Source organism: Paenarthrobacter aromaticivorans, from assembly GCF_019038615.1.
In the GTDB taxonomy this organism is placed as follows: Bacteria; Actinomycetota; Actinomycetes; order Actinomycetales; family Micrococcaceae; genus Arthrobacter; species Arthrobacter aromaticivorans.
Genome location: NZ_JAHOPC010000002.1, coordinates 323,476 through 350,005 on the forward strand (window position 1 = coordinate 323,476; position 26,530 = coordinate 350,005).

The window sequence follows — 26,530 nt, forward strand, 5'->3', positions numbered from 1 at the left end:
GCACCTGGGTGATGCCTCCAACACAAGTCTTCGAGCCTAGTCATATCGCTCCTCAAGAAGACGCCGCAACCGTACCGATGCTCTGTCTGTAATGTTCGACGGCCCAACGCTGAGGGAATCGGCCTTCCCGCTACGACCACCATCACTACGAGGCCATCAGGCCGCCGTCGACGAGCAGGATGTGTCCGGTCACAAAATCAGAGGCGCGCGATGACAGGAAAATCACGGGCCCGATCATGTCCTCGACATCACCGATGCGCCCGAGCGGAGAGAGTCCTTCGAAGAACTTCACCTGGTCCGGTTGATCCGTTAGTGCTTTGATGAACGGTGTGCGCACCAGGGACGGCGCGATAGCGTTGACGCGGACGTTCTGCGGCCCCCATTCAACCGCCAGCGACCGCGTCATGTTCACGACAGCACCCTTGGCGGCCTGGTAAGCCAGGTTCGGGTACCACCCGCCAGACAGCCCCAGCGCCGAGGCAGTATTGACGATCCTGCCACCGCCACCGGTGAACATAATCGCGGCGGCGGCGCGGGCGGCGAGCATCGATCCAGTCATGTTCACCGCGATCACCAACTGCCAGTCCGCCATGGTGAGCTCAGTGGTCTTCACGCGCCGGTTGACGCCGGCGTTGTTGAAGAGCACGTCGAGTTTGCCGTGCTCGTCGGCGATCCGAGCGAAACCGTCGGTTACGGATGCCTCGTTCGTGACATCGATAGCGACCGCAGTTGCGCCATGACCGACTTCGGCGGCGGCCGATTCGGCGGCTTCCTCGTTGGCGTCGGTGATGATGACGGTCGCGCCGACACCGGCATATGCCGCGGCCAACGTTTTGCCGATGCCGCTCCCGCCGCCTGTGACGACGACGACGTCGCCGTCAAGGCGGAAGCGATCGGTTGTCTCGTTCATGGTGTAATTTCCTTATCGACGCGATTTAGTTGAGGGTGTTGTCGGCCAGCGCGCGCGCCTCCCGGCGGCGTGACGCGACCCCGAGCAGGATCATTGCGATCGTTCCTATGAGGAGCGGGAAGCCGATTGCGAAGAAGATCTGCCCGGTGCTCCAGCCGAAGGTGAGCATGACGCCGCCGACAATGCCGCTGACAATGGTGCCGATGCGACCGAAGCCGTGCATCCACGAAACGCCCGTACCTCGGGCCCTTGTTGGGTAGACAAGCGCGGCAAGCGCGTTGACGCCCGTGTTCGTCGCTGGGAGGAAGAGTCCCCACGCGAAGGCGGCCACCAAGAGGCCGGACAACCCGAGTGTGAACGCCGCGACAGCCCAGATTGAGAGGGAACCGAGGCTAAACATGACACCGAGCACTCGGAAACTGCCGAGCTTGCCCATGGCGAAACCGACGAGCAGCGAGCCGACCGTGCCGCCCCAGCCGTACATTGCGACGATCACCCCCGCGTCAGCGGCGGTCAGCCCGTAGGCTTTGATAATTAGGGGCAAGTAGTTGACGAGAAGGTAGGTAACCGAAAGTCCAATGAAATAGCAGACCCATAGCAGGATGCTCGAAGCCAGGAACTGCTTGGAGAGCACGACTCGGACGCCGCCCGCCCTTACAGGCTCGGTGCGATCGATGCCGAGGTCAATGTTCTCAACGTCAGCGGAAGGCGAAATTGCCTGGAGAGTGCGCTTGACCGTCTCGGGGGAGCGTTCCTTGAGCGCCAGGAAGGTAAGCGACTCCGGAATCTTCCACGCGAGGACGGGGATGATCGCGAGCGAGAGTATCCCGGCAGTGACCAGGAGCGCCTGCCACCCGAGGGTCGGAACGATTGCAGCTGCCAAGTAGCCGCACAGGATCACACCGAAGGTGAATCCGGAGAAGGCGATGGTGATGAGAGTGGAACGTCGCGCGGCCGGCATAAACTCGGCGACCAGAGTGACGATTGTAGGCAGGACGGCGCCGAGGCCCAGGCAGGCCAACAAGCGGGCTGCGCCAACCATCTCAACAGTCTGCGATGCGGCACCGAGAAGCGTGAAGACTGTGAACCATGCGGTCCCCACCAAGATGATTGTCCGTCGTCCGAAGCGGTCGGCGAGGGGACCGCCGAGAATCGCACCAATGGCCATACCCACTACACCAAAGGTAACCACTGCGGTAATCGCGGGAAGCGGCGTCCCCCACTTGGCCACAATCTGCGGATAGACGAAACTCCACGCCTGGACGTCGATGCCGTCGAGTGTGATCACCAGGAACGCCAGGACAACGATAGCCCAGCGTCTTCTTCCGACGGGTTGCGAGTCGAGGAAGCCCTGAATGTTCTTCTTCTCGGAATTTGTATTAGCGGTAGCCACGATTGGCGAGGCTGGATCAGAGGTAGTCACGATCGGCCTTTCTTGGATCAACATTGACCCTGTAGATGTGTGTGAGGGAACGTCTAACTGGTGGGTGAGGTGCACTGCGGTTCCCTTAGAGGATGGAACGGCCGCCGTCGATCACGAGTGTTTGACCGGTGATGTAGGAGCCGGCCGGCGAGGCGAACAGCATGACAGCACCGACAACCTCTTCCGGTTCTGCGATGCGCCCGAGGGCGGTCTTGCCTGCTGCCACGGCGCCGCGTTCGTCGTCGTCCCAGACGGGAGCGGCGAATGGTGTGCGCACGATCGAGGGGGCGATGCTGTTGATTCGGATGCCGCGACTGCCCCACTCCGCGGCAATGCTTCGTACGAAGGCGTCCGTGGCCGCTTTGCCTGCGCCGTATGCGCCGAGCGAAATGCTGGCGCGGACTGAGGCAATGCTTGAAGTGGTGACGATGGAACCGCCGCCGTTGTTCGACATCATCGGCAGGAAGCCGCGCATCAGCTCGAAGTTGTTGAGGACGCCGCTGAAGAGGCGGTCAAGTTCTTCGCGGGTAGTTTGTTCGATTGGGCCCATTGGCGCAAATGGCGTGGCATGGGCAATCAGGATGTCGATGGGCCCGAATTCGTTGGTCACGGCGGCTGGGAACGAGCGCACGTTATCCGGACTTGAGAGGTCGCATGTGGTGCCCGAGACCTCGATACCGTCGCTGGCCAGCGTATCGACTGTGCTTCGAACATCTGCGGGGTCGAAGCTCGAGATGATGGTGTCTGCCCCGTGCAACGCAAAGGCTCGCGCGATTGCAAGTCCCATGCCGGAGGTTGCTCCGGTGATCACGGCGCGCTTGCCGCGGAGTTCAAAGGGGCTGCCGGACGCAACGGCCCCCTGGTCCAGTGAGTGCATCGGCACAGAGAGTTCCTGTCGTCGTTGAGGGATTGGAGCGGACTTGTGGCCGCTCGCGAAGGCTGGATATCCATTGGCGCTGGATGTTGTAAGTGAGGTGGAAGTCTCCATTGAATTCCAGTCCTGTCTAAATGGAGGAAAGTGATGGAAGGGTTTCGACCGGGGGGCCGGTCGGGGTCCGAGATGACGCGGCGACCGCCGACGACCATCAGGGTGGTGGTGCCGGGGATGTAGGCTTTTGCTGGTGCACGGAACAGCGGGGCGGCCTTACCTGCCCCTACGCTCCCAACAGCGTGTGGCTTCAATGGAGGCCACCTTGGAGGTGACTACGATGCTGCCGCTGCCGTTGGTCGCCATTCCAGGAAGGAATCCACCTATCAGGTCCAAAGTGTCCTGTACCCCAAAGGTCAAAGTTTGATGCCTTCGGCGGCAGTGTCTTCACTGCCCAGTTCCCCGACCGCGGAGTCAAGGTCCTGCTGGATGTTGGGAGATGACCGTGCGGGCGCCGCAGGCGTGAAAGCCCTTGGCGAGGGTCATTCCCATTCCCAGCGTCCGATCCGGTGACGAAGAATGTTCTCCCCGACATGTCCAAGGGGATCGGGTCACTTTAAGCCGCCGCTTTCCTGGTCCCGGAGAAACTTTAGGACATGTTCGCTGAAGGTTTGCGGGTACTGGAACAGTGAGGCGTGTCCGGAGTCGGGGTAGATGATCAGTTGGGCATTGGGAATGCGCTGGGCCATTAGGAAGGAGTTCGGGGTGGGTACCATGACGTCGTTGGAACCGTTGACGACCAGGACCGGGTGCTGGATGTTTTCCAGCTCCGGCAAGGTGGAACCGTTGCCTTCCCACCAGTCAACGATGGCTGCGCGTAGTTTCGCACCGGCCTCGGCAGTGACGTTGGCGCGTTCCGGACGCTCGGGGGTGTATATGCGTTCCAAGTAGGCGCGGGTTGCCGCAATGCCGGTCGGCTTTTTGTTGAACCACAAGGCCTGGAACGTGAGTTCCGGGTCACGTACTGAATTCACCCAGTGTTCGACGTCCGCCCCGGGGTAGGTGGCTCCGTCGCCGCCGCCAGGTCCGGTACCTACGAGGATGACGTTCCGGACCAGCTCCGGCTCGGTCAGGGCGATCCGCTGGGCGATGTACCCGCCCATTGAGAAGCCCAGCAAGTCGGCCTTCTTAGTACCAAGCGTCTTGATGAACTTGACGGCGGTCTTGGCCATCTCGGTAATGCTGGCCCCAACCTCACCGTCGCTGAATCCCACACCGGCGTTGTCGAAGGTGACCACGTGGCGCTCCCGGGAGAGCAGTTCGATGACAGCAGGATCCCAGTCGTCGATGCTTCCGCGGAACCGGCTGAATAAGACCAGCGGAACGCCCGACTGCTCTCCGAATTCGCGGTATGCCAGCTGTGTGCCGTCAACGTCGACGCAACGCACGGGGGCGGCAACGTACAGAGAAGACATGTTTTCCTTTCAGGTTGGAAATGCTTGGGGGTGCCGGGCAGATCGCTTTGGCTTCATTTCGATAGCTATTCGAATAGTCACTACGTTTTCAGTAGTCACTGGTGATGCGTGCCACATTATTTCGTCGCAGCGCGGCTGTCAATGGTTGCACATCCCGCAGGTTGGTACTTGGTAGCTAGCGGAGTGGAAGACCGCGGGAGGCGCGGCGCGGTGGCAACGGCGCCCCACACGCCACCGAGCGACAACATCCTCGATAGCGCGTTGCTGCGCGGCAGAAGCCCTCGCAGGCCCTGGCGATACGTCGGCGGCGGAGCCGCCGACGTATCCCGCCGGCCTGCACCAGATTAACGACGCCCTTGCCGCTATATCCGCGAACTTTTCTACTTATCCACCCAAGGCATCGAAAGGTCGATATCAGAAACCAGGCTACCGCCGCCGAAGCTCATGTTCTCCAGCGGAATGGCATACATAAGCAAAGTTATATCGTCTTGGTTGACACCGACCCGTTCCACTGAATAGCGCGTGACTAACTCGGCGAGCCTGCGCTTCTGCTCGGTCGTCCTACTGTCGCCGAAGGTTACGGTCACGATCAGGCTCCGGTCGGATCTTTCTTGGGCCGGGAACGTCGGGTGGATGAAGAGCTCATCCTCGCGATGCTCGCTGATGATAACAAAGCGATCATCCATGGGCGTTTCCATCGCTTCGTGAAGTGCAAGATTCAAGGCATCGGCGAGAGCTCGCTTCTCCTCGCTTGAGAATTTTTGAGCGGGAATATATGCGTGGAATATGGGCATAAAGTTTTCCTTTGTAGTTGTGCAGCTTGAATAGCTTCGACGGTGGAACGTCTGGCCAATTTACAATTGACGGGAACATGGCCTTGAGGGCGCCACTGCCGCCGAATATCGTGATTGGGAACGCTCGGGCGACACTAAACAGATAGCCGTGGCTGCATCTCGGTAGAAGCTCGAATGGTCACTACATTTTCAGTAGTCACTGGTGATGCATGCAATAGTATTCCGTGGCAGCGCGGCTGTCAACGGTTCGGGTTCACCATCCCGTAGGTTGGCTTTTGGTGCTTAGCGGAGTGGAAGACCAAGGGGGGCGGCGCAGGGGCAACGAGTTTTCCGCCGGCATCGCTCCCGATGCTCTGAGCGGAGGTCACCGCTTCCCGGCTTGGATGTCGGCACATGCCAGCACGCCACTGCCCACACCCACGGGGCGCGTTAGTACCTTGAACCAGACGGAGGTGTAGCCCGGCATTGTGATGTGGTCTGCACAGCCGAAGGACGAGTCCAGCAAGGTGCAGACCGGACTGCTGTGAACGGCGCCGATGGGGGTGGGATTCATAGGAGTAGCAAGTGAAGCCGACCTTGCCCGCTGCCGCCTCGACCAGTGTCATCTTCAGCTGTTCGCGCATGGGCAGAGGCGCCAGCTCTCTGCCGGTAATTGTCTACAGGCAGCGAGGTAGCTCATTGTCGGCAGGCTGTGCCGATGGCGGGTTCCGCCGCTCGACGAGTCGTTTACGCTCTCCTGTGCCTGTTTTTTCGTTCTGCAATGTCCAACCGCAGATGCTGTTCGGGTGCGGTGCGCCGGCTACCGGCGGGAGGCGCCTGATACTGCGGCTACAGGCTCGCTGAACCACCGGGAAATGACGCTCCGGGCATAGCCTGAGACCGCGATGGGGTCAGCGGCCTCGGGCCTGGGGGCGTGTTCGTATCCCCAGTTATCCAAAACCTTGATCAGCACCTCGAGCTCCTTGCCGGCGGAGGTCAGCTTGTACTCGAACCGCGGCGGCTTTTCGTTGTAAAGGGAGCGCTCGAAAATGCCCGAGTCCACCAGAGTGGCCAGCCTCTTAGACAGGACCGTAGGCGAGATGGAAAGACTTTCAAGGAATTCGTCGTAGCGGCTCTTATCCCTGAAGACGGCGTCCCGGATGATCAGCACGCTCCATTCGTCACCGATGGCATCGAGAGCATGGGCGACGTTGCATTTCATTCCGTCAAAGCTGCTTCGGCTGCGCATTGTCCCACCGCCTTCCGGGGTCGACTCAATCACTGATCTAACTAACTAACTCCTGATTTGATAGTCATCATACCTGAAGGGCCCGAATTCTGTCGGGAGTGAGGTTCTGCCTCAGGATGAGCCTCAATCAAAATCTCGGACCAGCGGCCGGGCGGCGCCGCACCGAGTCCGGCTCTCCGCTCATCTGCAGCCAGGTTCCTCAAGGCCCAGATTCGCAAGGTCCCTTGCGCACGAAGGATGCGCTTCCGCGCCCGCTGTCCTGCAGGGATACCCGCATCTGTAGCAAAGCAGGGCTGACCTGAGGACACGTCGGATAGGTCACGGAACGGGAGTTGTCGCAGCTACTTCTACTCCCGTCGTTTCAACACCGATAACCGATGTTCCTTCAAGCTGGTGGTTTGGTCGCTGCATCCAGAGTATGCACGGTGCCCGATCGGCCACGACGCAGCGCAATAGGGGGCTCCAGTTGGAGCCGATCCGAAACCATTCAGACGTTGCGGATCGCGAGTTCCTCATCTCAGACAGCTGGATAGATGCAGCTGTCGATGAATGTTTGCTCAAATCTTTGGGGGCATGCGTGCCAGCCCGCCCAGTGCGGCTTCCAGTTTCTGCAAGGAATGTGAAGGCGTTCCACGGCCTCGAAACCAATCGTCACTCCTGCCTGTGTCGGGCAGCAAACGAGGACTGACGCTTCAGTCCCGATCGGAACACAGCGTGTCCGTCACAGGACAGGCATGCCAATTCTTGGCGGTTGCTCTCTGTTCTTCCGGAGTAACACCTGCAAATTGTGTTGCCGTCCATTCGGTGCCGTCCAGAACGCTTTTTCCCATATACAAGGGGCCTCCTCGTGTATTGCGAAATGAAACTTCAAGTGCCCATCATGAGAACCTCTGCAGCCCTCCACCGCTCGCCGCGCGAGCGGTGGTGCCTCGCGAGGCCGTACAGGTCACCACACTGGGCACTATGGGTTTCGGTTCCTCATCTCGTACCCCGTGTGGTCCCGGATCCAATCGGATGTCCAAATGCCATGGACCCGCTGGTATCGCGCAGCGAGTCCATGACGAAACATCGGGACTGCTACTTCGAGCTGGGTCGTCCGGGGATATGGCTCAGGATGGACTTTGAGAAGCCGCCATCGACACAGATATCTTGCCCGGTGACGTAGCCCGACAAAGGGCTAACAAGAAATTCGATCACGTTTGCGATGTCCATAGGATCCCCAATTCTTGCCAGCGGGATAATATCCTCCCTTGCCTTCTTGATTTTGGGATCTTCATACATCTTTTCGGTCATCCGCGTGTGAGTCATGCCGGGGGACACGACGTTGACGCGGATGCCGTCGGGCGCCCACTCCAATGCCAGAGTCTGCGCTAACATCGTCAACGCAGCTTTGCTTGGGCTATACGCACCTGATCCCGCATGGGGTTGTTGGCCGGACATGGAGGAGGTGAAACAGGCGGCGCCATGGCTGTCCTTCAAGTGCGGGTAACTCGCTTTGGCAAGAAGCCATGGGCCGCGGAGGTTCACGGAGAACATTCCGTCCCAGTCCTCAATGGACAGGTCGCATATGGCTCCGGGGTTGGCGATTCCGGCGTTGGCTACCAACGCGTCCAGGCCACCGAATTCTGCTACAGCAGCTCCGACCAGCTGGCTTGGCACATCCGGATCCCCGAGATCACCTGCCAAGGCGATGGCAGTGCCTCCGATTGCCTGGATTGAACCAACAACCTGCTCTTGGCTGCTGTTCGGTTCGTGTCCGCATACGGCAATCATCGGGTGCACCCCACGTGCAAGAGCCGCCTCCGCGAGTCTCAGGGATGCCGCTGCGCCGATACCGCTGCTTCCGCCACTGACCAAAGCCCTCATTTGCACAAACTCCTCTTTAGGGTTGATTCGCATTGAAAATTCACTACCAACAATTTGTAGAGCTGGATGTCCGGCGGAGCTAACTCTCCAGTTCCCATCCGTGGTTCTTGAGGTCCTGCATCGCCTTCGCAAATTCGTGTACGGGGTTCTGCTCACGGATGATCTCAAGTACGACGTTGTTGACTCCGCAGGTGTCCCTGACGACGCTGCCCAGCCCGTCCCAGTCGATGACGCCTGTGCCGATAGGGTCGTGACCCCAAGTATCCGTGCCGGTATCGGAAATATGCACGAGTCCTATGGATTCGTGGTGCTCACGAAGACTGGCCACGGGATCCTCTTCGATGTAGGCGGCATTCGCCACGTCGTAGACGATCTTGACTGACGGGTCGTTAATTGTGCTGACGACACCTGCCAGGTCTTGGATGGTGGGGGTGAAGCAATACGGCGTGTTTTCAAAGAGCAGTCGTGTGCCACCCTGCTTGGCCAGTGGGATGAGACTTTCCAGGCTCTCGTACATCCATCCGTAGGTGTTTTCAAGTGAGGGTGAAATCATCGGGCGGCGCGTGCCGGGTGATATGACAACCTCGGGTACGCCCCAGTCGGCAGCCAGCTCAATCACTGACTTGATGTGGTCAATGCTTTTGCGGCGCATGTTGGCGCCGGGGCTGGCCAGGTTAATGTCATATCCGCCAGCGTTCAAGGATCTGATTTTGGCACCGTATTGGTTCAGTCTTGCTTTGATTGCCGTGCGCTCGGACTCTGGTAGTTCGTCCGGCCAGCAGTGCGGAGAGCTGACTGGAACTTCGAACGTTTTGTACCCGTTGTCGACAAGTTCGGCTATCGCATCGATTGCCTTCGCTGACCAAAGATATGAAAAGGTATTTATAATCATGCTGTTCACGTCGTATAAGTCCTCTCAGTTCCGCGCCATGTTGAAGAAGGCTTCCCTTCATAACGCACTATGAATTTTGCGCTGCGGCCGAGCCGCCACAACTCCGCCGACCGTCTATTTGGAGTGCGTGGATACGTCGACCATCGACGTCGTGCCCGAAACCAGCTGCTTGCCTTCGAGTACCTCGGGGTCAGCGAGTGCCACGGTGGAACGGTCGCCGCGGTTGCCGGTCTCCGGCAGCGTGAAGTAGGCGACGAGGCAGAGTGCAACGACGACGATCATGTAGACCGCGACGAGCATCGGCTGCCCGGCACCAACGAATGCGGCGGCGATCAGCGGCGCAGTGCCACCGAAGACGGCAATCACGATCTGGTGCGCGAAGCCGATGCCCGATACACGGACGGATGCCGGAAACAGTTCGGCCTGGATGGTTGGATACACCGACTGCCAGATACCGAGAACTACCCACCCGGACGCCGATACCAGGACGTATACCCAGAAGCCCGGCTGGTTGAGGAGCAGGAGCAAGGGGTAGAAGAGAACGATCATGCCGATGGCGCCGATGATCGGGAAGATTTTGCGTCGGCCGAGTCGATCAGAGAGCGCGCCGCAAACAGGCACGATGATCACGAGCAAGGCGAGCCCGATGACGCTCCCGGCCAGGGTGGAGGCCAGGTCCCGCCCGGAGGTCAGCTTGGCGTAAGTGGGAAGGAACGTCGCCCAGGTGTAGTAGGCCACAGCCGGCGCCGAGAGGGCTGCTGCCTGAAGCAGGGCCTTCGGGTGTTCGCGAAGCAGGTCCATCAGGCGGGCTGCAGCGGACTTCTGATCGACGAGGGCCTCGGCCTCAAACTCGGGGGTTTCTTCTGCCCGCGCCCTCAGGATTAGGCCGACGATGCCGAGGAAGCCTCCCACGACGAATGGGATGCGCCAACCCCAGGCGGCGAGGTCGGCGGTCGAGAATGATGATGTCACCATTGCTGCGGCGCCGGTCGCGGCGAGGGTCGCGAGGCCGCTCGCCATGTTGGTGAAGGAGCCGAACAGACCCCTCCGGTTCGCAGGAGCGTGTTCGACCATGAATGCGATGGCGCTCTGTCCCTCACTGCCGGCCGAGATGCCTTGGAGGATGCGTGCAACCAGAAACAGAACCGGCGCTGCGTAGCCGATGGTCGCAAACGAAGGGGTGAGGCCGATGAGGAGCGAGCCGAGGGCCATCCCGGAGATGGACAGCGTAAGAATGACCCGGCGGCCAAAGCGGTCGGCCAAAGGAGAGATGATGATTCCGCTTAGTGGGCGTACAACGAACCCGACGGCGTAAGTGAGGAGTGCGGCGATCAGGGAGGCGAATGGGGAATCGCTTGGGAATATCTGCGACGAGAATACTGCCGCGAGCAGCCCGTAAATGTACCAGTCGTACCACTCAACGAAGTGGCCGATCGTGCCTGCCACCATGTTCAGGGTGCGGCGAGGATGCTTAGGCGTTTCGGGACGCCCCGAAGTGTCGGGACTCCCGACGGCCTCTTTTGAGGTCTTCATTGAACTCTCCATGTTTTCACGTTTGGTGCTGTGGTTGTAGTGCTTGTTCTGGGCACTTGGTGTGCGGGGCCGGGCCGCCTGCAAATGGGTCCGGCCGGATACCGGATGCCGAGAGCGGCGGTCGGTGCGGCGCAGGGGGTGCTGCTTGCTTTAAAGCGGAAGATCTTCCAAAGACCTCCAGGTCCCGGAATGAGATCGGTTGCTGAGATCGGTTGCATTCAACGATAGGGATGGCATGTGATGCTTGTCAATGCCCATTCCCTGCGCATCATCCAAGCCAATGCCACTGATACCCCACCTGCGGCCGCATCAATCGGCGGGGAGGGGAGCCTCGTTATTGAGGTCCTGAAACTGCACTCCGGACCAGGCGCATTCGAGGCTGCCATAAGTGGCCCAGTAGTCATCCCAGTGTGTAAGTTTCCACTGGTCGCGCTCAAGGCCACGACGGGTGAGCCGCGAACGCAGAACGTCCTGCGGCACCCGGACCCGTATCACTGTGATCTCGGGGGAGGGCCAGTCGAAGTCGGTTGCCGCCTGGGTCAGATAGTTCGGATCGCCAAAATAGGCCCCGAAGGGGGCATCGAGGACTACGGAGCGGCCGAGGCGAAGGTTTACTCCTGCCACATCCATGAGAGTCTCGTACTCAAGGGGCAGCAGGTTGGCGCGATAGTAGTCGTTGGACTCGCGGTCGGTTGGGTCATGCCCCGTGGCAGTCAGTGCGAACTCGACAAAGCGGCCGCTCACCCGGTCCTTGTCAAGGTATGTCGCCTTATGCTTCTCAGCCGTTTGTTGGGCAATCGTCGTTTTTCCTGAGCCGGCGGGTCCAATGACGATGAAGACTTCCGGGGACATTATCGGCGGGCCTCTGCTACTGCAGCGAGGAAAGACCGGGCTGCTTCGGTGACGCGGGTAAAGTCGCCGTCCGGCTGCCATGCCTTTGTCACGTAGCTGCCCACGCCGACCCCTGCCACACCTGCGGCGAACCATTCGCCCACATTTTCCAGCGTTACACCACCTGCAGGCATGATGGGCAGATGTGCCAGTGGCGCCAGAACTGCTTTCGCATAGGCCACCCCGCCGGCTTCGGTGGGGAAGAGCTTGAGGATGTCAGCGCCTGCCTCGGCGGACTCGACGAATTCCGTCGGCGTGTACGCTCCGCTGATTGTTGGTACCTGGTATCGGTTTGCTGTGCGGATCATCGCGGGATTCAGCTGGGGGCTGACCAGGAACTCGGCGCCGGCGCGAATGCACTCGTACGCGGAGTGTTCATCGAGCACAGTCCCCGCCCCGACGGCCACGCCGCTTGGTCCGTGCTTTGCTGCCAGGCGGCGGATCACGTCTACGGCGCCGGGAATCGAAAGGGTGATTTCCAGTGCCCGGAAGCCTCCCTCGATGGCAGCCTCCGCGACCTTTTCGGCGATTTCGGCGCTCTCAAGTCGAACGATGAGGACGGCCCCGGACTCATCGATGGTCTGCAGGGTGCGAAGTTTCTTATACATGGTGGCCTCTCTCTGGCCGGGTGACGTCATTCTCTTGAGCCAACCCCGGCTCTGTTGATGTTTCGTTGACAAACTCTCCCACCATCCATAGTGTTATTGCAACCGATCTCAGCAACCGATCTCATACAAGGAGGTATCGCGGTTGACTCATGTACGAACAATCATTCTCGGCGCTTCCCATTGGCATGTTCCGCTCTGCGCACAGGCCATGGCCGAAGAGCACGAAGTCATCGCAGTAGGCGACGATGATGTCTCCCGTGTGCAGGTAAAGAGACTGGCCGACGGCTGGGGAGCGCCGGTTGAAGCTGACTGGCGGAAACTGGTGGATTTGCCCGACGTCGGGCTTGCATATGTGTTTGGTCCCCACGAGGGAATGGCAGAAAAGTGCATGGCCCTGATCGAGCGGGGCATTCCATTCGTGGTGGAAAAGCCATTGGGCACTTCGCTTGGCGAGCTTTCCACCGTGCGCCAAGCTGCCGAAGCAGCTGGTGTACCGGCCACTGTGCCCCTCGTCCAGCGCGGCGGACCCACAGAGAAGTGGTTGGCCAAGGCCGGCAGGCCCACCTACCAGCGAGCCTCATTCATTGCTGGCCCTCCGGGCCGGTATCTCGACAATGCCAATCCGTGGATGCTGGACCCGGTCAAGGCCGGGGGAGGCTGCCTCGCGAACCTGGGCCCGCATTTTGTTGACCTGTTCCTCAGAGGGTGCGAGGAGTCTGCAGCGCAGGTGGATTCCCGACTCTCATCGGTTCTTCACGGCCAAGCTATCGAGGACCATGCCAGCCTGATCATCACCACGCCGGAAGGACGCGAAGCGATTGTGGAGGTGGGCTACGCATTCCCTGGTTCGCCGCTGAAGCGGTATTGCAGCTTTACCTCGGTCGGTGACACTGGATTCGCCACCGTTGATTCCGATGGCACAGCTACTTTCACGGCCCTGGACGGAACCACGGACGTCGACAAGATCAACGTGGACAGCGACCCTCTCTACGATCCTTTTGTGCGCAGCGTCGCCCGGACACTGGAAGATGGATTCCGGGGCCTGCCAACGCTGGCCCAACTCGAAGATGTCATGCGCCCCATTTGGCAGGCCTATGACGACCAGCACGGAGGAAGAGAACATGCCTGACTTGAGTATCGACGTCGTCGCAAAAGCCGCCGGTGTCCATCGGTCGACGGTCTCCCGGGCCTTCTCACGCCCAGAGGCGGTGAAGAGCGAAACACGCGAGCACATCCTCCGGGTCGCCGAGGGGCTCGGCTACACGATGAGCCCGCTCGCACAGGCGCTGCGCCGGAAGACCAGCACCATCATTCCGCTGATCGTGCCCGATATCACCAACCCCTTCTTCGCGGAACTTGCCAAAACGATGACACAGGCAGCAGACGAGCGCGGCTACCAATTGATGCTTTGCGTCACCAACGGGGATCCGGCCAAAACCGATGGATATTTCACGGCCATGCAGGCCATGTACGCCCCGTTCGGGATCGTTGCTCCGTCGACAAAGGTAGATACCGAGGCGCTGAAGCGCTTCGCCTTCGGCCACAAGGTTGTGGTGATCGACCGCGTGGAGGGCGACACCTCCGTGCCCACCGTCACGGTTGACAGCCGCCGAGGCATCATGCTTGCACTGGAGCACCTGCATGGTCTGGGGCACACCCAGATCGGTTACGTATCCGGCATCGCGGGCACGCACACTGCTCAGGATCGGATGGACGCCTACTTGGAACTCACGGCCCAGAGCGGTAGCACACCTATAGTGCTGGACAGCGGGTCTGATCTTGATGCGGGCACCCGCGGGGCCGAGCATTTCCTGGACATGGACAATCCGCCAACGGCTATCATCGCGGCCAACGACATGGTGGCTTTTGCCGTGATCTCGGCGCTTGGTAGCCGCGGCGTGCGGGTGCCGGAAGACGTCTCGGTGGTCGGATTCGACGGTCTGGCTCTTGGTTCCCGGTTCAACCCTGCCCTGACAACGGTCCGCCAGCCGATCGCTGACATGGGGCACATTGCCATCGAACTGGCTGAAAAACAGAATCTGGACGGATCGGTGGATCATATCGTCCTCGAGCCTGAGCTTTTGGTCCGGGCTTCCACCTCGGGGCCGCGCAAATGAGCGGGGTACAGGAGCAGAGGCTCCGGCGTCTGCCGGGACTCCAGCACACAGACCACGTCGGGTTGACGGTTCCAAACCTCGAAGAAGGCATCCGCTTCTTCGTCGACGTCCTAGGAGCCGAAGAGTTATATCGCTCCGAACGCGGGCCCGACGAAGAATTCATGCCCACAAACTTCGAAGTCCCTGCAGATGCCAAGCTCACACTCGCGATGCTGCGCCTGCCACCAAACCTCAACATCGAACTTTTCGAATGGAGCAGCGCCGAACGGCGCGAAACGCCACCGCGGCACTGCGACGCCGGTGGCCACCACTTGTGCTTCGTCGTGGACGACGTAGATGAAGCGATCGCAGTGCTGCAGGAAACACCCGGGGTACGTGTGCTCGGTGAGCGCAAGGAAGTCGCCGGCGACAGCCCCCGAGTAGCCGGCAACCGCTGGACCTACTTCATCACCCCTTGGGGATTGCTGATGGAAATCGTGGATCGATCCCGCGTCACAGCCCCACCCCGGCTGGTCGGTCCTGCGGACTGGACAGCACCTCCAAACATTCCAGAAAGGACATAAACAATGCGGCTAGCCGGTCACACACTAGGCACCCCGGACCACACGGTTCCCCAAGCAATTGATCTATTCCGAGCCGCAGGGCTCGATGCCGCCGAAGTCATCTACCAGAATGACTACAAATCCGGATTGCCTTTAGGTGACCGTCGTGCCGCGATGGAGGCACTGAAAGCGGCTGAAAATGCTGGGCTTCCCATCGTAGGTCTGACGCCTTACACGACCGCCATCAATTCGCTGGACGACGCGGAATGGCGCACAGCTGTCGATGAATTCCGTGGCGCCATAGAAACCGCACACGTGCTTGGCGCTGACCGGGTCCGTGTCTATGCTGGCTCGTGGCACCCCGGGGACAACGACCACGATGCGCGGTGGGGACAACTGCGTAGGGCGTTGGAGACCCTTGCACCCGAAGCAGGCCAGGCCGGTGTTCGCCTATGCGTGGAAAACCACTTCGGCACCATGACCCAGACCGCAGCGGACACCGCTGCCCTTGTCCGGGAAATAGCCCATCCGGCCGTTCGCGTCCTCTATGATCAGGCGAACCTGACATTCACGCACGATGAAACCTACGAACAGGCCTTCGCCGTCCAAGGCGACCTTATCGGTCACGTCCACGTGAAGGATCTTGTCTTCACAGATCCCAACGCGGCCTTCCGCGCCACAGAAACAGCCAGGGTCAACGCCTCAGAGCGGGCAGTCCGTTCACGCGTCGTCGGAAGCGGCGTCGTTCCGTGGTCCCAGATCCTGGCTGCGTTGCTGCAGCACGGCTATGACGATGTGCTGAGCATCGAGCTCGAATACCGTTGGCACCCTCAAGACCTCCCCGCGCCCGAGGACGGATTCAGGGAATCCGTATCCGTTCTGCGCTCAATGCTCACCGATCTTGCTGAAGTAAGGAACGCCTGATGAACAACAACCGCCTCCGTGTCGGCGTCATCGGCGCCGGTAACATTGCCACCATCGCCCAACTGCCCACCCTCGTACAACGCGACGACGTGGAATTGGCCGCTCTGGTGTCCCGGCGCGAAGATCCGAGCAGCCTGGTCCGACGCTGGGGCTTCAACGCCGCCTACAAATCGGTGGAGGACATGCTTGCTGCGCAGGAGCTGGATGCCGTCTTCGTGCTGACGCCACGATCCGAGCATGCCCATGCCGTCCAGCTCTGCCTCAGCCGCGACGTGGACGTGTTCTGCGAGAAGCCACTGGCTCCAGCGACCGGTGAAGCAGAACGCCTGGCAGATCTCGCCGACGAGCGGGGACGGATACTGATGGTTGACTTCAACCGCCGTTATGCGCCCGTCTACACGGCCGGTCGGGAAGCTTTTGGCGACAAGGGTGCTACCTTCTGCGTTGCTCAAAAGAACCGCCCAGGATCCGAATACCGGGCGACATTCGAGAATGCAATTCACATGGTCGATCTCCTTCGCTGGTACTGCGGAGGCGAACCAGAACAGGTCGCCGCCCACGCCGCAGGTGACGACCCCTGGGAAGAAGACGGCGTCGCAGCGACCATCCGCTTCAGCACCGGCAACACCGGCGTCCTGATGGCCGCCCGTACAGCGGGGGCATGGAACGAGAAGCTGGACGCCTATGGTGACGGCAAATCCGTCGAAGTCAGGGCACCTGAAGCGGTGTCCACCACCATCAACGGCATCACGACATCGCGGGAGCTGAGCGCCGAAGCGTACGGCTGGGCCACTGCGACAGACACCCTCGGGTTCTCTGCCGCCGTTCACCACTTCCTGGACCGGGTCGCTGACAGGGCACAGCCGCTTACCTCGGGCCGCGAAGCTGTTCACACCCAGCGCCTGCTGGACCAGATTCTCGCAGCCGCCGGTTTACCGACAGAAGAACAAGCCGGGCGGGAATGGGCCAGCCACGCAGTCAACGCAAGCTAACAGCAGAGAGACGGCCATTCCGGGGGCGTCTCACTGCGCTTGCAGGCATCCTGCTGGTGGCTTTCAGCGCCAGAGAAGCGGTGTCGGCAGTGTCCCCGCTCCTTGGCCAAATAAGCGCCGACCTTCCCTTCGACGCGGTAAGCACAGGGATCCTTGGGATGCTGCCGACGGCCGCCTTCGCAGTGATGGGTTTCTTTGCGTTGCCGCTCCTGCGGCGTATCCAGCTCGAACACCTTCTACTGATTGCCATCCTGCTGACAACATGTGGTCAGGTCGGCCGCGCAGCGGGATGGAATGTGTTGGCATTCCTGGTGTTCACCTGCATCGCCATGCTCGGGATTGGCCTGGTCAATGTCGTGGCTCCGCCTGTGTTGATGAAGTACTTTCCCGACAGAATCGGGATTCTCGCAGCGCTCCATGTCACGCTCCTAGGTGTCAGCACGGCCGTGGCCGCCCAATTTGCCATTCCTTTGGGAAATCTTCATGGGTGGCGGTTCTCCACAGGAATTTGGGCTGTCCTCAGTACGCTTGCCGCGATCCCTTGGCTGATTCTTCTTCGTTTAGCCAACCGGACCGTTGCCCACTCCGGGACCTCACTAGCCAACGATAGGCCGTCGACCCCTGCGAACTTGGTCAAACCCTGGAGATCATCGATCGGCTGGGGCACTGCCTTGATCTTTGCTGGTTGCTCCAGCAATACTTTTGCGGCGCTCGCTTGGCTTCCTGTTGTTCTCGTCGACAGGGGAATGGGACAGGAAGCTGCTGGCTCCATGCTGGCCCTCTATTCGATCCTCGCGTTGCCGGTCGCCCTGACTGTGCCCCTGGTTGTCGTAAGAATGCCCCGCCCCCTACCTATGGCGATCCTGTTTGTCGTCGCCTTTGCCATGGGGTACGGGGGCATCATCTTCGCTCCGCCAGCCACTGCAGCGGTTTGGGTTGTCTTGGCGGGACTAGGCCAAGGCGCATATTCCTTTGCGTTCACCATTATCAATAAGCGAACACGCACGCAATCCGGCTCAGGAAGTTTATCCGCGTTCGCCCAAGGAGCCGGCTACGCACTCGCAAGCGCAGGCCCATTCCTTTTCGCGCTCCTGCACCGTCCAAGGGACGGCTGGCTGCCCTCGTTCGGCATGCTCGGTGCCTGGCTCGTAGTGCTTGTGGCAGGGGCAATTATGGTCAATAGGCCACGCATGCTGGAAGATCAATTGCCGGTTCCAAAGCCCGCTCCGAAAACAAAAGTAAAGGGTCTCTAACACCCCTTTCTTTACGACACCAAGATATGCCGATGGTCCATCAATCCGATCGCATTGGCTTATTGAATGCACTCAAAGGAGAGATTTCATGAGTAACTCTTTCACCCCCGGTCGGGCCTTCGCGGGGTCTGTCTCATGACGACGGCGGCACGGGCCCCGCGCGTGGCGGTGGTCGGAGCGGCGGGCTGGGCCGGGTCCCGGCATGCACGGGCATTCGCCAATGCGGGTGCCAATGTCACCCACCTCGTGGACAAGGACGAGCGTGCGTTGGCCTTGGCCCAGGAGCTCGGTGCACTCTTGGTGCCCGGTGCCCAGAAGCTCCATTCTGATCAGCTGGACCTGGTGGTTGTGGCTTTACCTACAACTCTGCAACCGGCCATCTGTGCGGATCTGCTGAACAAGGGATTCCGGGTGCTGACGGAAAAGCCGGTGGCGGCGGACGCAGAAGGTGCTGCCATTCTTGGCGCCGCCTCGGGAGTGGACGAACGACTCATGGTGGGGTACACACTCCACCAGCATCCGTGTGCTCCACTCGTCTCCCAGTGGGTCAGGGACAACAATGTGATCGCCGTCAATGTTCGATCGGTTGCCCATAAGCAGAACGTCGATTCATGGCGTCCTGATCCGAAAGAGGGAGGCGTCGCGGTAGTCAATGGCATTCACGCCATCGAACTGGTTTCATCGTGGTTTGAGGGTGCCCCGAAAGTCCTGGCCACCAGCGCCAGCAGCAGCCTCTACGGGTCTCCGGTACCGGAACATGTCGTTTCCACACTGGAATTTCCCTCTGGAGTGGTGTTCACCATGCAGAGCTATTGGTCGCCCTGGCAGGAGCCCCAGGGCCTGAATCAAGGCGATTGGAGCCTTACCATCGATGTCCTTGCCACCGCGGGGCGGTTGCTGTGGTCCAACGATTCCCTTCGCATGTGGGACCGTGACGGCGGCCAGTACGAAAAGACTTTTGCCCCCTCCGATCTATTCCTCCGGCAGGCAGAATCTGCGCTGAGGTTCTGCACGGGCGAAACGCCTGCCGTTACATTCGCCCAGGCACTCCGCGCCACAGAAATCGCCGATGCAGTCCGGGCAGGGGCAGCCTCTGGCGCCAAAGAGGTGATAAGCCCCTAGCAGCACCAAACACGAACAAACGGCAATCGCCCGGACTGAGCAATATCGAGTAAGGAAATGACAATGAAGCAAGCACCTCACGCTCCGACCATGGGAGCACCGCTGTTAAGCCGCGCCGAGAGCGGAGCGAACCGATGAGCCTCAAAGACCAGGTGGTTCTGGTAACCGGGTCAAGCGGAGGAATCGGCGACGCCGCGGTCAGCGCACTCACAGCAGCAGGAGCAATCGTTATCGGCGCCGACCGTTCCGCCAAGGAGGACCAGTCACTGGAGGCGTTCTACCCCCTGGACATCACCGCGCAAGAGCAATGCGCAGCAGTCATACAGGACATCCAAGCCAAGTACGGCCGCGTAGATGTCCTCGTCCACGCGGCCGGAGTGCTCGGCCCCACCCCGGACATCATGGACACAACCACTGAAGAGTTCGACTCCATCCTGAGGATCAACACGACGGCGACTTTCACGATGGTACGCGAGACCTCGAAATCCATGCTTGAGACAGGCACAGCCGGCGCGATCGTGGTCCTGTCCTCAGTAGCGGCCAAAGAAGCACGCCTCAACTATCTTCCCTATAACGCGAGCAAGCTCGCCGTCCTTCACATCATGTGGTCCTTTGCCGAATTGCTCGGACCCGACGGCATCTCCGTGAACGCGATCGCACCAGGGCCCGTGAACACACCCATGTGGGCACAATTCGCCCGGGACTCCGGCCCGGACGCGGCCGCCAACCGTGCGAAGCGGGCAGCACAACTGCCGATGCGTCGCTTTGCCGAGCCCGAAGAAGTTGCCCGCGCCATCCTGTTCCTGTCCGACCCCGACAACCGTTACATCACGGGAGTGTCCCTCGATGTGGCCGGCGGAGCACATTTGGGAATAGGAAGCTGACACATCATGCGACATCACCACACTGCTCTGCACGTTGCGGACCTCGAGCGCAGCGCCCGGTTCTACGAGAAAGGGCTGGGCTTTACGCGTTTGAATGAGTGGACGTCGGGCCCCTACGTCGGCGAACTTTACGGCCGTCCTAACGTCAAGGTCAAGGCAATGATGCTCACTGCCGGTGACGGATCCTTTCGGCTGGAACTCGCCCATGCTGAGCCTCTACTGCCGGCTGTCAATCCATCAGAGGCGCAACCGGGCACGGCTCACCTTGCCTTCACAGATATCGACGTGCGAGAGGTGTACGCCAGGATAACAGCGCTTGGTTACAGCGCGGTGTCCGAACCCGTTGCACCGACTTCAGGTCCCATCGCAGGCGGGTGGCTGGTTTACCTCCTCGATCCGGACGGAAATCGCGTAGAGCTGATTCAGTCACCCGACTGGCGCTCGAGCGAAGACTCATAAGTCACTCACTTCGGAATCATCAGCAACACCGCAGGCCCCGTAACCGCTGGAGGCGGTTACGGGGCCTGCTTGTTGAGTTGTCGGACCTTGCGGCTGAACGGTTGCTTCAGCTACCCCTTGACACCGCCGGACGTCATGCCGGCAACAAACCAGCGCTGGAACGCCAGGAAGATTGAGAGAACGGGGATGAACGCAACCACGATGAATGCGGCGAAGAGTCCCCAGAAGCTACCGAAGCCGGTGGTTATGTATCGCACTATGCCGTTCTGAACGGTCTTCATATCTTCTGTGGTGGCAAGGACGGTGCCCACAAGGAAGTCGTTCCAAACGAAAACGAAGATGAAGATGGCTACGGCAGCGATACCGGGGCGGATGAGTGGGAGGATGATGCGCCACAGGATCTGCAAACGGGAGCAGCCATCGATTGCCGCCGCTTCCTCGATTTCGACCGGTATGTTCTCGATGAAATTGCGCAGAAACAGGATGGTTTGTCCACAGATGATCGCTGTGTAGACGATGATCAGCATCGGGTAGGTGTTGATCAAGGCGGTCTTGACGAACATGGAGTACAGCGCGATAAATACCACGATCGCCGGGACCATGGACAGGACCAGAATCCCGGTCATCAAAGTTTCCATGCGGCGGCTCCGGTACCTCGTGGCTACATACGCCGCCGGGATACAAATGGCCAGTGCAAGGAGGATAGAGCCGCCGGCATAGATGAGGGAGTTCACGAAGAAGCGGATGTTGGTCGATGTCAGGAGACCAACATAGCCCTCGGGGGAGAAGGGGGCAGGTATCCACCTTGGTGGGAATTCCAGGGTGCCCGAAGCGGTCTTCAGCGATGTGGAGACAATCCATGCGACGGGAGGCAGAACCACAGCGGCGGAGAGAAGGATGTATGCCCAAGCAGGGACTGCCCGCATGAAACTGCCCAAGCGTCGCTGGCGGCGGGGGGTTGTGATGCTCACAGGCTTTCCTTCCGTCGGAAGCGAATGGCGACGAGAGTCAGGACGATGTTTACAGCGAAAAGCAGGATTGCCGTTGCTGAAGCTCCGGATAGATCAAACTTGTCGAACATCTGGTTGTAGACGCGCATGGACAACGTTTCCGTAGACCCGATGGGGCCTCCTCGTGTGGTGACCAGGATGATGGTGACCATCTGCACATAGAGCATGAGGAGAACTACCACGACGGAGACGATGGTGTTGCGCAAGTAGGGGAGCGTGATGTTCACAAATCCGTGCCAGGCTCCGCCACCGTCGACTTTGAGGCTTTCGCGGAGCTCTTCAGGAATCGTTTGAAGGGCGCCCAGGAAGAGGAGCATGGCTTGCGGGTACGACCACCAGGCCGTCATCAGAGTTACTGCAACAAGCGCACTGGCAGGTGATGAGAAGACATCGGTGGGACCGAACCCGAGGGACTTGGTGATGGCGGAGGCTGGACCGTAGTTGGGGTTGAGGAACCAAAGCCAGATTGTTCCGGCTGTGGCCTGTGACATCAGCCATGGCAGCAGGAAGAGGCTCCGGACGGAGCGCTTGAAGCGGTGGAGGTTGTTCAGCACGATCGCCGACAGAAGCCCGGCCGGCAAGGCAATGGCCAAGGCACCGAGCGAAAATACCAGGGTCGTCCAAATGCGGCTCGGCAGGTCGGAGTCTGAGAACAGCCGGACGAAGGAATTCAGGCCGGAGAATTTGCCGATCTGGTAATAAGTCGTCTCGTGGAGGGCCGTCCATGCTGTGTAGATGAGTGGCCCCACAAAAACAAAGAGGAAGACGGCGCTGACCGGGACCACGTAAAGCCATACCATGCGGTCCCTACGGATGCGGCGAACAGTTGGGGTGCCTGAGGGGGAAGCCGCGGTCTTGCGTGGGCTGCGGGTGGGGCTTTCTGTTGACATTATCTGTTCCTTCCCAGGGGAGCCTGATTTCTCAGGCTCCCCTGATATCGGGCGGCTATTTCTTGTTGGCCGCATCCTGCGCGGAACGGATAAAGTCGTTGCCTGATGAGCCGTTGAGAGTCAGTTTCTGCCCGGCTTGGGAGAGGCCCGTGGCAAGCGCGGTCCACGTGTTGGAATATGTGCGTGGCTCACTGTTGGTCTTGACGTAGGCTGCGATGTCGTTGACGGTCTTTGCCTCAGGGGTGGAGAAGAACGGTTGCTGGTAGGTGGCTGCGCGGGTGGGTACCTCACCACCCGTTGCCATGAGGGCACCGGCTTCCGGCCCGGTCATGTACTCGATAAACTTCCAGGCGGCCTCGGTGTTCTTGCTGCCATTGCCTATGCCCAGGGTCCACCCGATGGTGGTGCCCGTCGTGTCTCCGGTGCTTGCTTTCGGCAAGGCCGTCCACTTGAGGTCCTTGTTCTGCGTGCCGAAGGAAACCGCTCGTTCCGTGCCCAAAACCGCCATGGCGACCGTGCCGCTCGCCATACCGTCAGCTACGGTGCCGTACGTGTCTGAGACGACGTTGCTACCCAGCGCCTTTGCGTCCCTGAGCTTGGCCAGGAAGTTGCCAAACTCGTTGCCTTTGGCCGTGGCGAAATCAGCTTGTCCATCTTTGTTCCAGATTTCCTGGTCAACCTGCGACATGAAGCAATTGAAGAAAGTGCTGATGATGGCTGAGTTGTCCGTGTCCGAGAAACCGGTCCCGAAGCCGGTGTATCCAGCGGCAGCAGCCTTTTGGGCAACCTGGACAACCTGGTCGTACGTGGTGGGAACGGTCGCACCGATCTGGTCAAGGATCTTTTGGTTGTAGTAGAGGGCGCAGGTTCGGTATTCGTACGGCACCGCAACAGTCTTGCCGTCCGGACCAGCGAGAGTGTCCGTTGGACGCAGCCAGTCGGTGACCTTTGAAGCAGCATCAGGCAGCGGGGAGTAGACGCCGGCGGAGGCCATCTGGGGAACGACTGGAGTGAACATCTTGAAGACGTCAGGAGCCTGACCGGCTGCCGCAGCTTGCGGGAGCCGGTTCAACATATCGCCCAGCGAAACAACGGAGAGGTTGATCTTGATGTCCGGATTGGCCGCCTCAAACTTGGCAATGTTTTCCTTGAGAGCCTTTGAGCGTGGGTTATTTTGGCTGGGATCAAGGAAGTCCCAATAGTTCAGCGTCACGGGCCCTTTGGGCTCCGATGCTGAGGGGGAGCAGCCACTGAGGGCAAGGCCGGCTACGACGGCTGTGACGAGTGCCAAGCCCCATCGCTTGTTGATCATGAATTTCTCCTGTGGACTGAGTTGCTAATGCGGGAGCGAGCCGTGCTCAAACGACGCCTACTGGACGCGGGCCACCGTCGGTAGGGAGGAACCGGTTGGTCATCGAGTCTCTCCTTTGAGATCGGTTGCATTTATGAAAATCTATAGTGAGATCGGTTGCTGAGATCGGTTGCAACAAACTTAGAGCCGAAGGAAGGCTCTGTCAAGGAAACAAGTGCTATGGATTTTAAACGTCCAAATGTCACGGAGAACCGGGCCGTGGCAGGTGGTCGGCTGAGGAGGGTCTGGATGTAATGCTCGACGGCGGCAGCATGCTCTGTTGGGCAGGTGACGGGGGAGGGCGATCAGGTTTGGTGGTGTCGCGTCGGTCCCGGCTGCTTAGGTGCCGTGGCGTTTGGGCCTTCGTTTCCTGGCAGGAGCGATGGATTCACGCCGTATGATCTGGGTGTCCAACGCGGCGGCTAATGGCGCTTTGGGTGGGTTCCGGGTTTGTCGGATGAGGCCCATCATGCTTCTGGCACCCACGGCTGCCTGATCCATACGAACCGTGGAAAGTGACGGGACGAGGAAGGAAGACTCTTCCATGTCATCCCAGCCGACAACGCTGATGTCCTCGGGGACTTTGAAACCACTGTCATGGAGTGCCCGGATCACGCCGATTGCCATCTGGTCATTGGCGGCGACAACGGCTGTGACCTGCTCAAGGGCGGCGATGCGTTTGCCGGCCGCGTAGCCGGAACCCAGGGTCCAGTCGCCGGACTCGATGCCATGGGAGGTTACGCCAACTTCGATGATGGCCTCGGAGTAGGCGGCGGCGCGTCTACGGGCCGCGGTCCAATCGTATGGGCCAGCAACATGGAAGAAGTCGCTATGACCCAGCGAGGCAAGGTGCCGCACGATGGCTCCGATAGGTGAGCCATCGGCAAGGGTGCCTCGTGCGGGCAGTACGTCGTCATCGTCGCCGGCTACAACCAGTGGTGGTTGGCTAACTAACGGGTCGGAGACAGACCTTGGCGATGGCGCGAAGGAAAGGACTCCGGCGACGTCCCCACCGGAGAGCAACCGGCGGAATTGCGAGTCTGCAGCCTCAGGATGTCGGTCCAGGATGACAGTCTCCACGCGGTATCCATGGGCCTGCGCGGCAGCTTTTGCGCCGGAGATCATTTTGGGTGGGACATGAATCGAGTGTTCCGGAACAACGACAAATATCTTGTCGGGCTCTCCTGACCGGAGCGCACGGGCGGCGAGATTTGGAGTGTAGTGGAGCTCCGCCAATGCTTTTGCGACTCGCTCTGCAGTGGCCGGCCGGAGGGCGCTGCCGCCCTTGATGTATCGGGAAACCGTCTGGTGTGACACGCCTGCAACTGAGGCCACGTCGTATAGGGTCGGTCGCCGTTGCTTCGAATCGTGTAAGGAGGCCGGCATGGGTGACAAAATCCGTTCAGTGCTGAACCGAAATCGGCGTGGCTTGATCCACGAGTCCGGGCGCCGCGCTCGTTTTGCGGGGTACCAATTGGGGTGCAATCACGTAGTGCGCCGGTTGGGTCCTGCCTCCGATGCGCTCGAGGAGGAGCCTGGTGCTGTTGGCTCCCGTGAGCTGCCCGGATTGATCCACGGTAGTTAGCGAGATCCGACCGATGGCGGAAACGTAGATGTTGTCGTACCCGGCAACAGTGAGATCCTCCGGGACCCGAAGTCCCCGCTCTTCGGCGGCGCGCAGGACACCGAGCGCCGCGATGTCGGCTCCGGCGAAAATTGCGGTGGGGCGGTCATCTCCAGAGAACGCCTGGATCGCTGCCTCGTAGCCGCCGATTTCCGAGTAGGTGGTTTCCACGACCTTCGGGACAAGTCCGTGGCGCGTCATGGCTTGTTCGTAGCCATGCCTACGGGCAGTATGCGACAAAACGAAGGGCTCCAGCCCACCAGAAGGCATGCTCGTATGGACGATTCTTTCATGGCCGAGGGAGACTAAATGGTCAACCATCAGCCGGGCCCCCTGGTACTCGTCGTCAACGACGGTGTCAAAATTGGCGGCAGTGCCATGCCGTGCCACAACCACTGTCGGGATTTTGGCGCCCAGCTCCTCAAGCCAGTCTGCCTCCATCCAGGGGGCGACAAGAATGAGACCGTCCACCTGCCGGTCCATCAGTGCTTCTATACTTCGCTTCTGCCGGGCGGGGGAGAGCCCGCCCGCGATGAGTACCTCTTGGTAGGGCGTACCCTCAAGGGCGTCGGTAATTCCCTGAACCACTTCAGGCTGGAACGGCGAACTCATTTCCACGATCATGACCCCGATCGTGTACGACTTTCCACGCATTGCCCTGGCGCCGGCGTGCGGCCGATAACCCAGCTTGTCGATGGCAGCCGTGACGCGCTCCCGCATTTGCGGACTAACCCCGGAGGCGCCCCGGATGACTTTTGACACCGCGGAGAACGACACGCCTGCTTCGCTGGCAACGTCTTGAAGAGTTGCCCGGCGTGGTTTTTCCGGGGATGTGGTTTGTTTGGGTGTCACCCTCGACCCCTCCTGTCTGAGT

At 60.2% G+C, this 26,530-nt stretch carries 26 protein-coding genes; 9 read left to right on the forward strand and 17 right to left on the reverse strand.

Annotation, left to right across the window (positions count from 1 at the left end):
- Positions 1–145: 145 nt before the first annotated feature.
- The 12 genes from KSW38_RS05055 to KSW38_RS05110 form a co-directional block, all read right to left on the reverse strand.
- Positions 146–910: an SDR family NAD(P)-dependent oxidoreductase gene (locus tag KSW38_RS05055; protein WP_216923416.1), complete on the reverse strand. Its 765-nt coding sequence runs from the start codon at positions 908–910 to the stop codon at positions 146–148.
- Between the two features lie 25 nt (positions 911–935).
- On the reverse strand, positions 936–2,333 hold the full coding sequence (locus KSW38_RS05060) for an MFS transporter (RefSeq protein ID WP_216923418.1): 1,398 nt from the start codon (positions 2,331–2,333) through the stop codon (positions 936–938).
- A gap of 85 nt (positions 2,334–2,418) precedes the next feature.
- Positions 2,419–3,210 carry an SDR family NAD(P)-dependent oxidoreductase gene (locus KSW38_RS05065; RefSeq protein ID WP_254186152.1) on the reverse strand — a complete coding sequence of 264 codons (792 nt, stop codon included), beginning with the start codon at positions 3,208–3,210 and terminating at the stop codon, positions 2,419–2,421.
- Between the two features lie 602 nt (positions 3,211–3,812).
- Complete coding sequence (locus tag KSW38_RS05070; protein ID WP_216923422.1) at positions 3,813–4,676, reverse strand: alpha/beta fold hydrolase; 864 nt, start codon at positions 4,674–4,676, stop codon at positions 3,813–3,815.
- 380 nt (positions 4,677–5,056) lie between these two features.
- Complete coding sequence (locus KSW38_RS05075) at positions 5,057–5,470, reverse strand: tautomerase family protein (protein WP_216923424.1); 414 nt, start codon at positions 5,468–5,470, stop codon at positions 5,057–5,059.
- A 364-nt stretch (positions 5,471–5,834) separates the two neighbouring features.
- Positions 5,835–6,023 (reverse strand): hypothetical protein, encoded by a 189-nt coding sequence (locus KSW38_RS05080; RefSeq protein WP_216923426.1) that lies wholly within the window; start codon positions 6,021–6,023, stop codon positions 5,835–5,837.
- A gap of 246 nt (positions 6,024–6,269) precedes the next feature.
- The gene (locus KSW38_RS05085; RefSeq protein WP_216923428.1) at positions 6,270–6,671 is read right to left on the reverse strand and encodes a winged helix-turn-helix transcriptional regulator; all 402 of its coding nucleotides are present in this window, start codon (positions 6,669–6,671) and stop codon (positions 6,270–6,272) included.
- A gap of 1,104 nt (positions 6,672–7,775) precedes the next feature.
- Positions 7,776–8,564 (reverse strand): SDR family NAD(P)-dependent oxidoreductase, encoded by a 789-nt coding sequence (locus KSW38_RS05090; protein ID WP_216923430.1) that lies wholly within the window; start codon positions 8,562–8,564, stop codon positions 7,776–7,778.
- A gap of 79 nt (positions 8,565–8,643) precedes the next feature.
- On the reverse strand, positions 8,644–9,456 hold the full coding sequence (locus KSW38_RS05095; protein ID WP_254186153.1) for a sugar phosphate isomerase/epimerase family protein: 813 nt from the start codon (positions 9,454–9,456) through the stop codon (positions 8,644–8,646).
- A 114-nt stretch (positions 9,457–9,570) separates the two neighbouring features.
- A complete protein-coding gene (locus tag KSW38_RS05100; protein WP_216923434.1) occupies positions 9,571–10,989 on the reverse strand; it encodes an MFS transporter in 1,419 nt (472 codons plus the stop codon).
- Between the two features lie 309 nt (positions 10,990–11,298).
- A complete protein-coding gene (locus tag KSW38_RS05105; protein WP_216923436.1) occupies positions 11,299–11,841 on the reverse strand; it encodes a P-loop nucleotide/nucleoside kinase family protein in 543 nt (180 codons plus the stop codon).
- Positions 11,841–12,488, reverse strand: a complete 648-nt coding sequence (locus KSW38_RS05110; RefSeq protein WP_216923437.1) for a bifunctional 4-hydroxy-2-oxoglutarate aldolase/2-dehydro-3-deoxy-phosphogluconate aldolase — start codon at positions 12,486–12,488, stop codon at positions 11,841–11,843. Before KSW38_RS05110 ends, KSW38_RS05105 begins: the two co-directional genes overlap by 1 nt.
- Positions 12,489–12,630: 142 nt before the next feature.
- On the opposite strand from KSW38_RS05110, the gene KSW38_RS05115 reads away from it, so the two are divergent.
- From KSW38_RS05115 to KSW38_RS05155, 9 genes are all read left to right on the forward strand, one after another.
- Complete coding sequence (locus tag KSW38_RS05115) at positions 12,631–13,617, forward strand: Gfo/Idh/MocA family protein (protein WP_216923439.1); 987 nt, start codon at positions 12,631–12,633, stop codon at positions 13,615–13,617.
- Complete coding sequence (locus KSW38_RS05120) at positions 13,610–14,605, forward strand: LacI family DNA-binding transcriptional regulator (RefSeq protein WP_216923448.1); 996 nt, start codon at positions 13,610–13,612, stop codon at positions 14,603–14,605. Before KSW38_RS05115 ends, KSW38_RS05120 begins: the two co-directional genes overlap by 8 nt.
- Positions 14,602–15,168 (forward strand): VOC family protein, encoded by a 567-nt coding sequence (locus KSW38_RS05125; RefSeq protein ID WP_216923450.1) that lies wholly within the window; start codon positions 14,602–14,604, stop codon positions 15,166–15,168. The genes KSW38_RS05120 and KSW38_RS05125 overlap by 4 nt, the downstream gene beginning before the upstream one ends.
- Before the next feature lie 3 nt (positions 15,169–15,171).
- Entirely contained in the window at positions 15,172–16,071 is a 900-nt protein-coding gene (locus KSW38_RS05130; RefSeq protein ID WP_216923452.1) for a sugar phosphate isomerase/epimerase family protein, read from the forward strand.
- Complete coding sequence (locus tag KSW38_RS05135) at positions 16,071–17,063, forward strand: Gfo/Idh/MocA family protein (protein WP_216923454.1); 993 nt, start codon at positions 16,071–16,073, stop codon at positions 17,061–17,063. Before KSW38_RS05130 ends, KSW38_RS05135 begins: the two co-directional genes overlap by 1 nt.
- Positions 17,033–18,316 (forward strand): MFS transporter, encoded by a 1,284-nt coding sequence (locus tag KSW38_RS05140; protein WP_216923456.1) that lies wholly within the window; start codon positions 17,033–17,035, stop codon positions 18,314–18,316. The genes KSW38_RS05135 and KSW38_RS05140 overlap by 31 nt, the downstream gene beginning before the upstream one ends.
- Positions 18,317–18,451: 135 nt before the next feature.
- On the forward strand, positions 18,452–19,438 hold the full coding sequence (locus tag KSW38_RS05145) for a Gfo/Idh/MocA family protein (RefSeq protein WP_216923457.1): 987 nt from the start codon (positions 18,452–18,454) through the stop codon (positions 19,436–19,438).
- Positions 19,439–19,572: 134 nt separating this feature from the next.
- Positions 19,573–20,322: an SDR family NAD(P)-dependent oxidoreductase gene (locus tag KSW38_RS05150; RefSeq protein WP_216923459.1), complete on the forward strand. Its 750-nt coding sequence runs from the start codon at positions 19,573–19,575 to the stop codon at positions 20,320–20,322.
- Positions 20,323–20,328: 6 nt separating this feature from the next.
- Positions 20,329–20,781, forward strand: a complete 453-nt coding sequence (locus tag KSW38_RS05155; protein WP_216923461.1) for a VOC family protein — start codon at positions 20,329–20,331, stop codon at positions 20,779–20,781.
- 110 nt (positions 20,782–20,891) lie between these two features.
- Here the strand turns inward: KSW38_RS05155 and KSW38_RS23610 are convergent, their stop codons facing one another.
- The 5 genes from KSW38_RS23610 to KSW38_RS05180 all read right to left on the reverse strand — a co-directional run bounded on the left by KSW38_RS23610 (position 20,892) and on the right by KSW38_RS05180 (position 26,508).
- Complete coding sequence (locus KSW38_RS23610) at positions 20,892–21,752, reverse strand: carbohydrate ABC transporter permease (protein ID WP_216923463.1); 861 nt, start codon at positions 21,750–21,752, stop codon at positions 20,892–20,894.
- Entirely contained in the window at positions 21,749–22,681 is a 933-nt protein-coding gene (locus tag KSW38_RS05165) for a carbohydrate ABC transporter permease (RefSeq protein WP_254186094.1), read from the reverse strand. Before KSW38_RS05165 ends, KSW38_RS23610 begins: the two co-directional genes overlap by 4 nt.
- 55 nt (positions 22,682–22,736) lie before the next feature.
- Positions 22,737–23,993 carry an ABC transporter substrate-binding protein gene (locus tag KSW38_RS05170; protein WP_216923465.1) on the reverse strand — a complete coding sequence of 419 codons (1,257 nt, stop codon included), beginning with the start codon at positions 23,991–23,993 and terminating at the stop codon, positions 22,737–22,739.
- A gap of 378 nt (positions 23,994–24,371) precedes the next feature.
- Positions 24,372–25,418, reverse strand: coding sequence for a LacI family DNA-binding transcriptional regulator (locus KSW38_RS05175; protein WP_254186095.1), 1,047 nt, complete (start codon positions 25,416–25,418; stop codon positions 24,372–24,374).
- A gap of 16 nt (positions 25,419–25,434) precedes the next feature.
- Positions 25,435–26,508, reverse strand: a complete 1,074-nt coding sequence (locus KSW38_RS05180) for a LacI family DNA-binding transcriptional regulator (protein WP_308169285.1) — start codon at positions 26,506–26,508, stop codon at positions 25,435–25,437.
- Positions 26,509–26,530 lie beyond the last annotated feature (22 nt).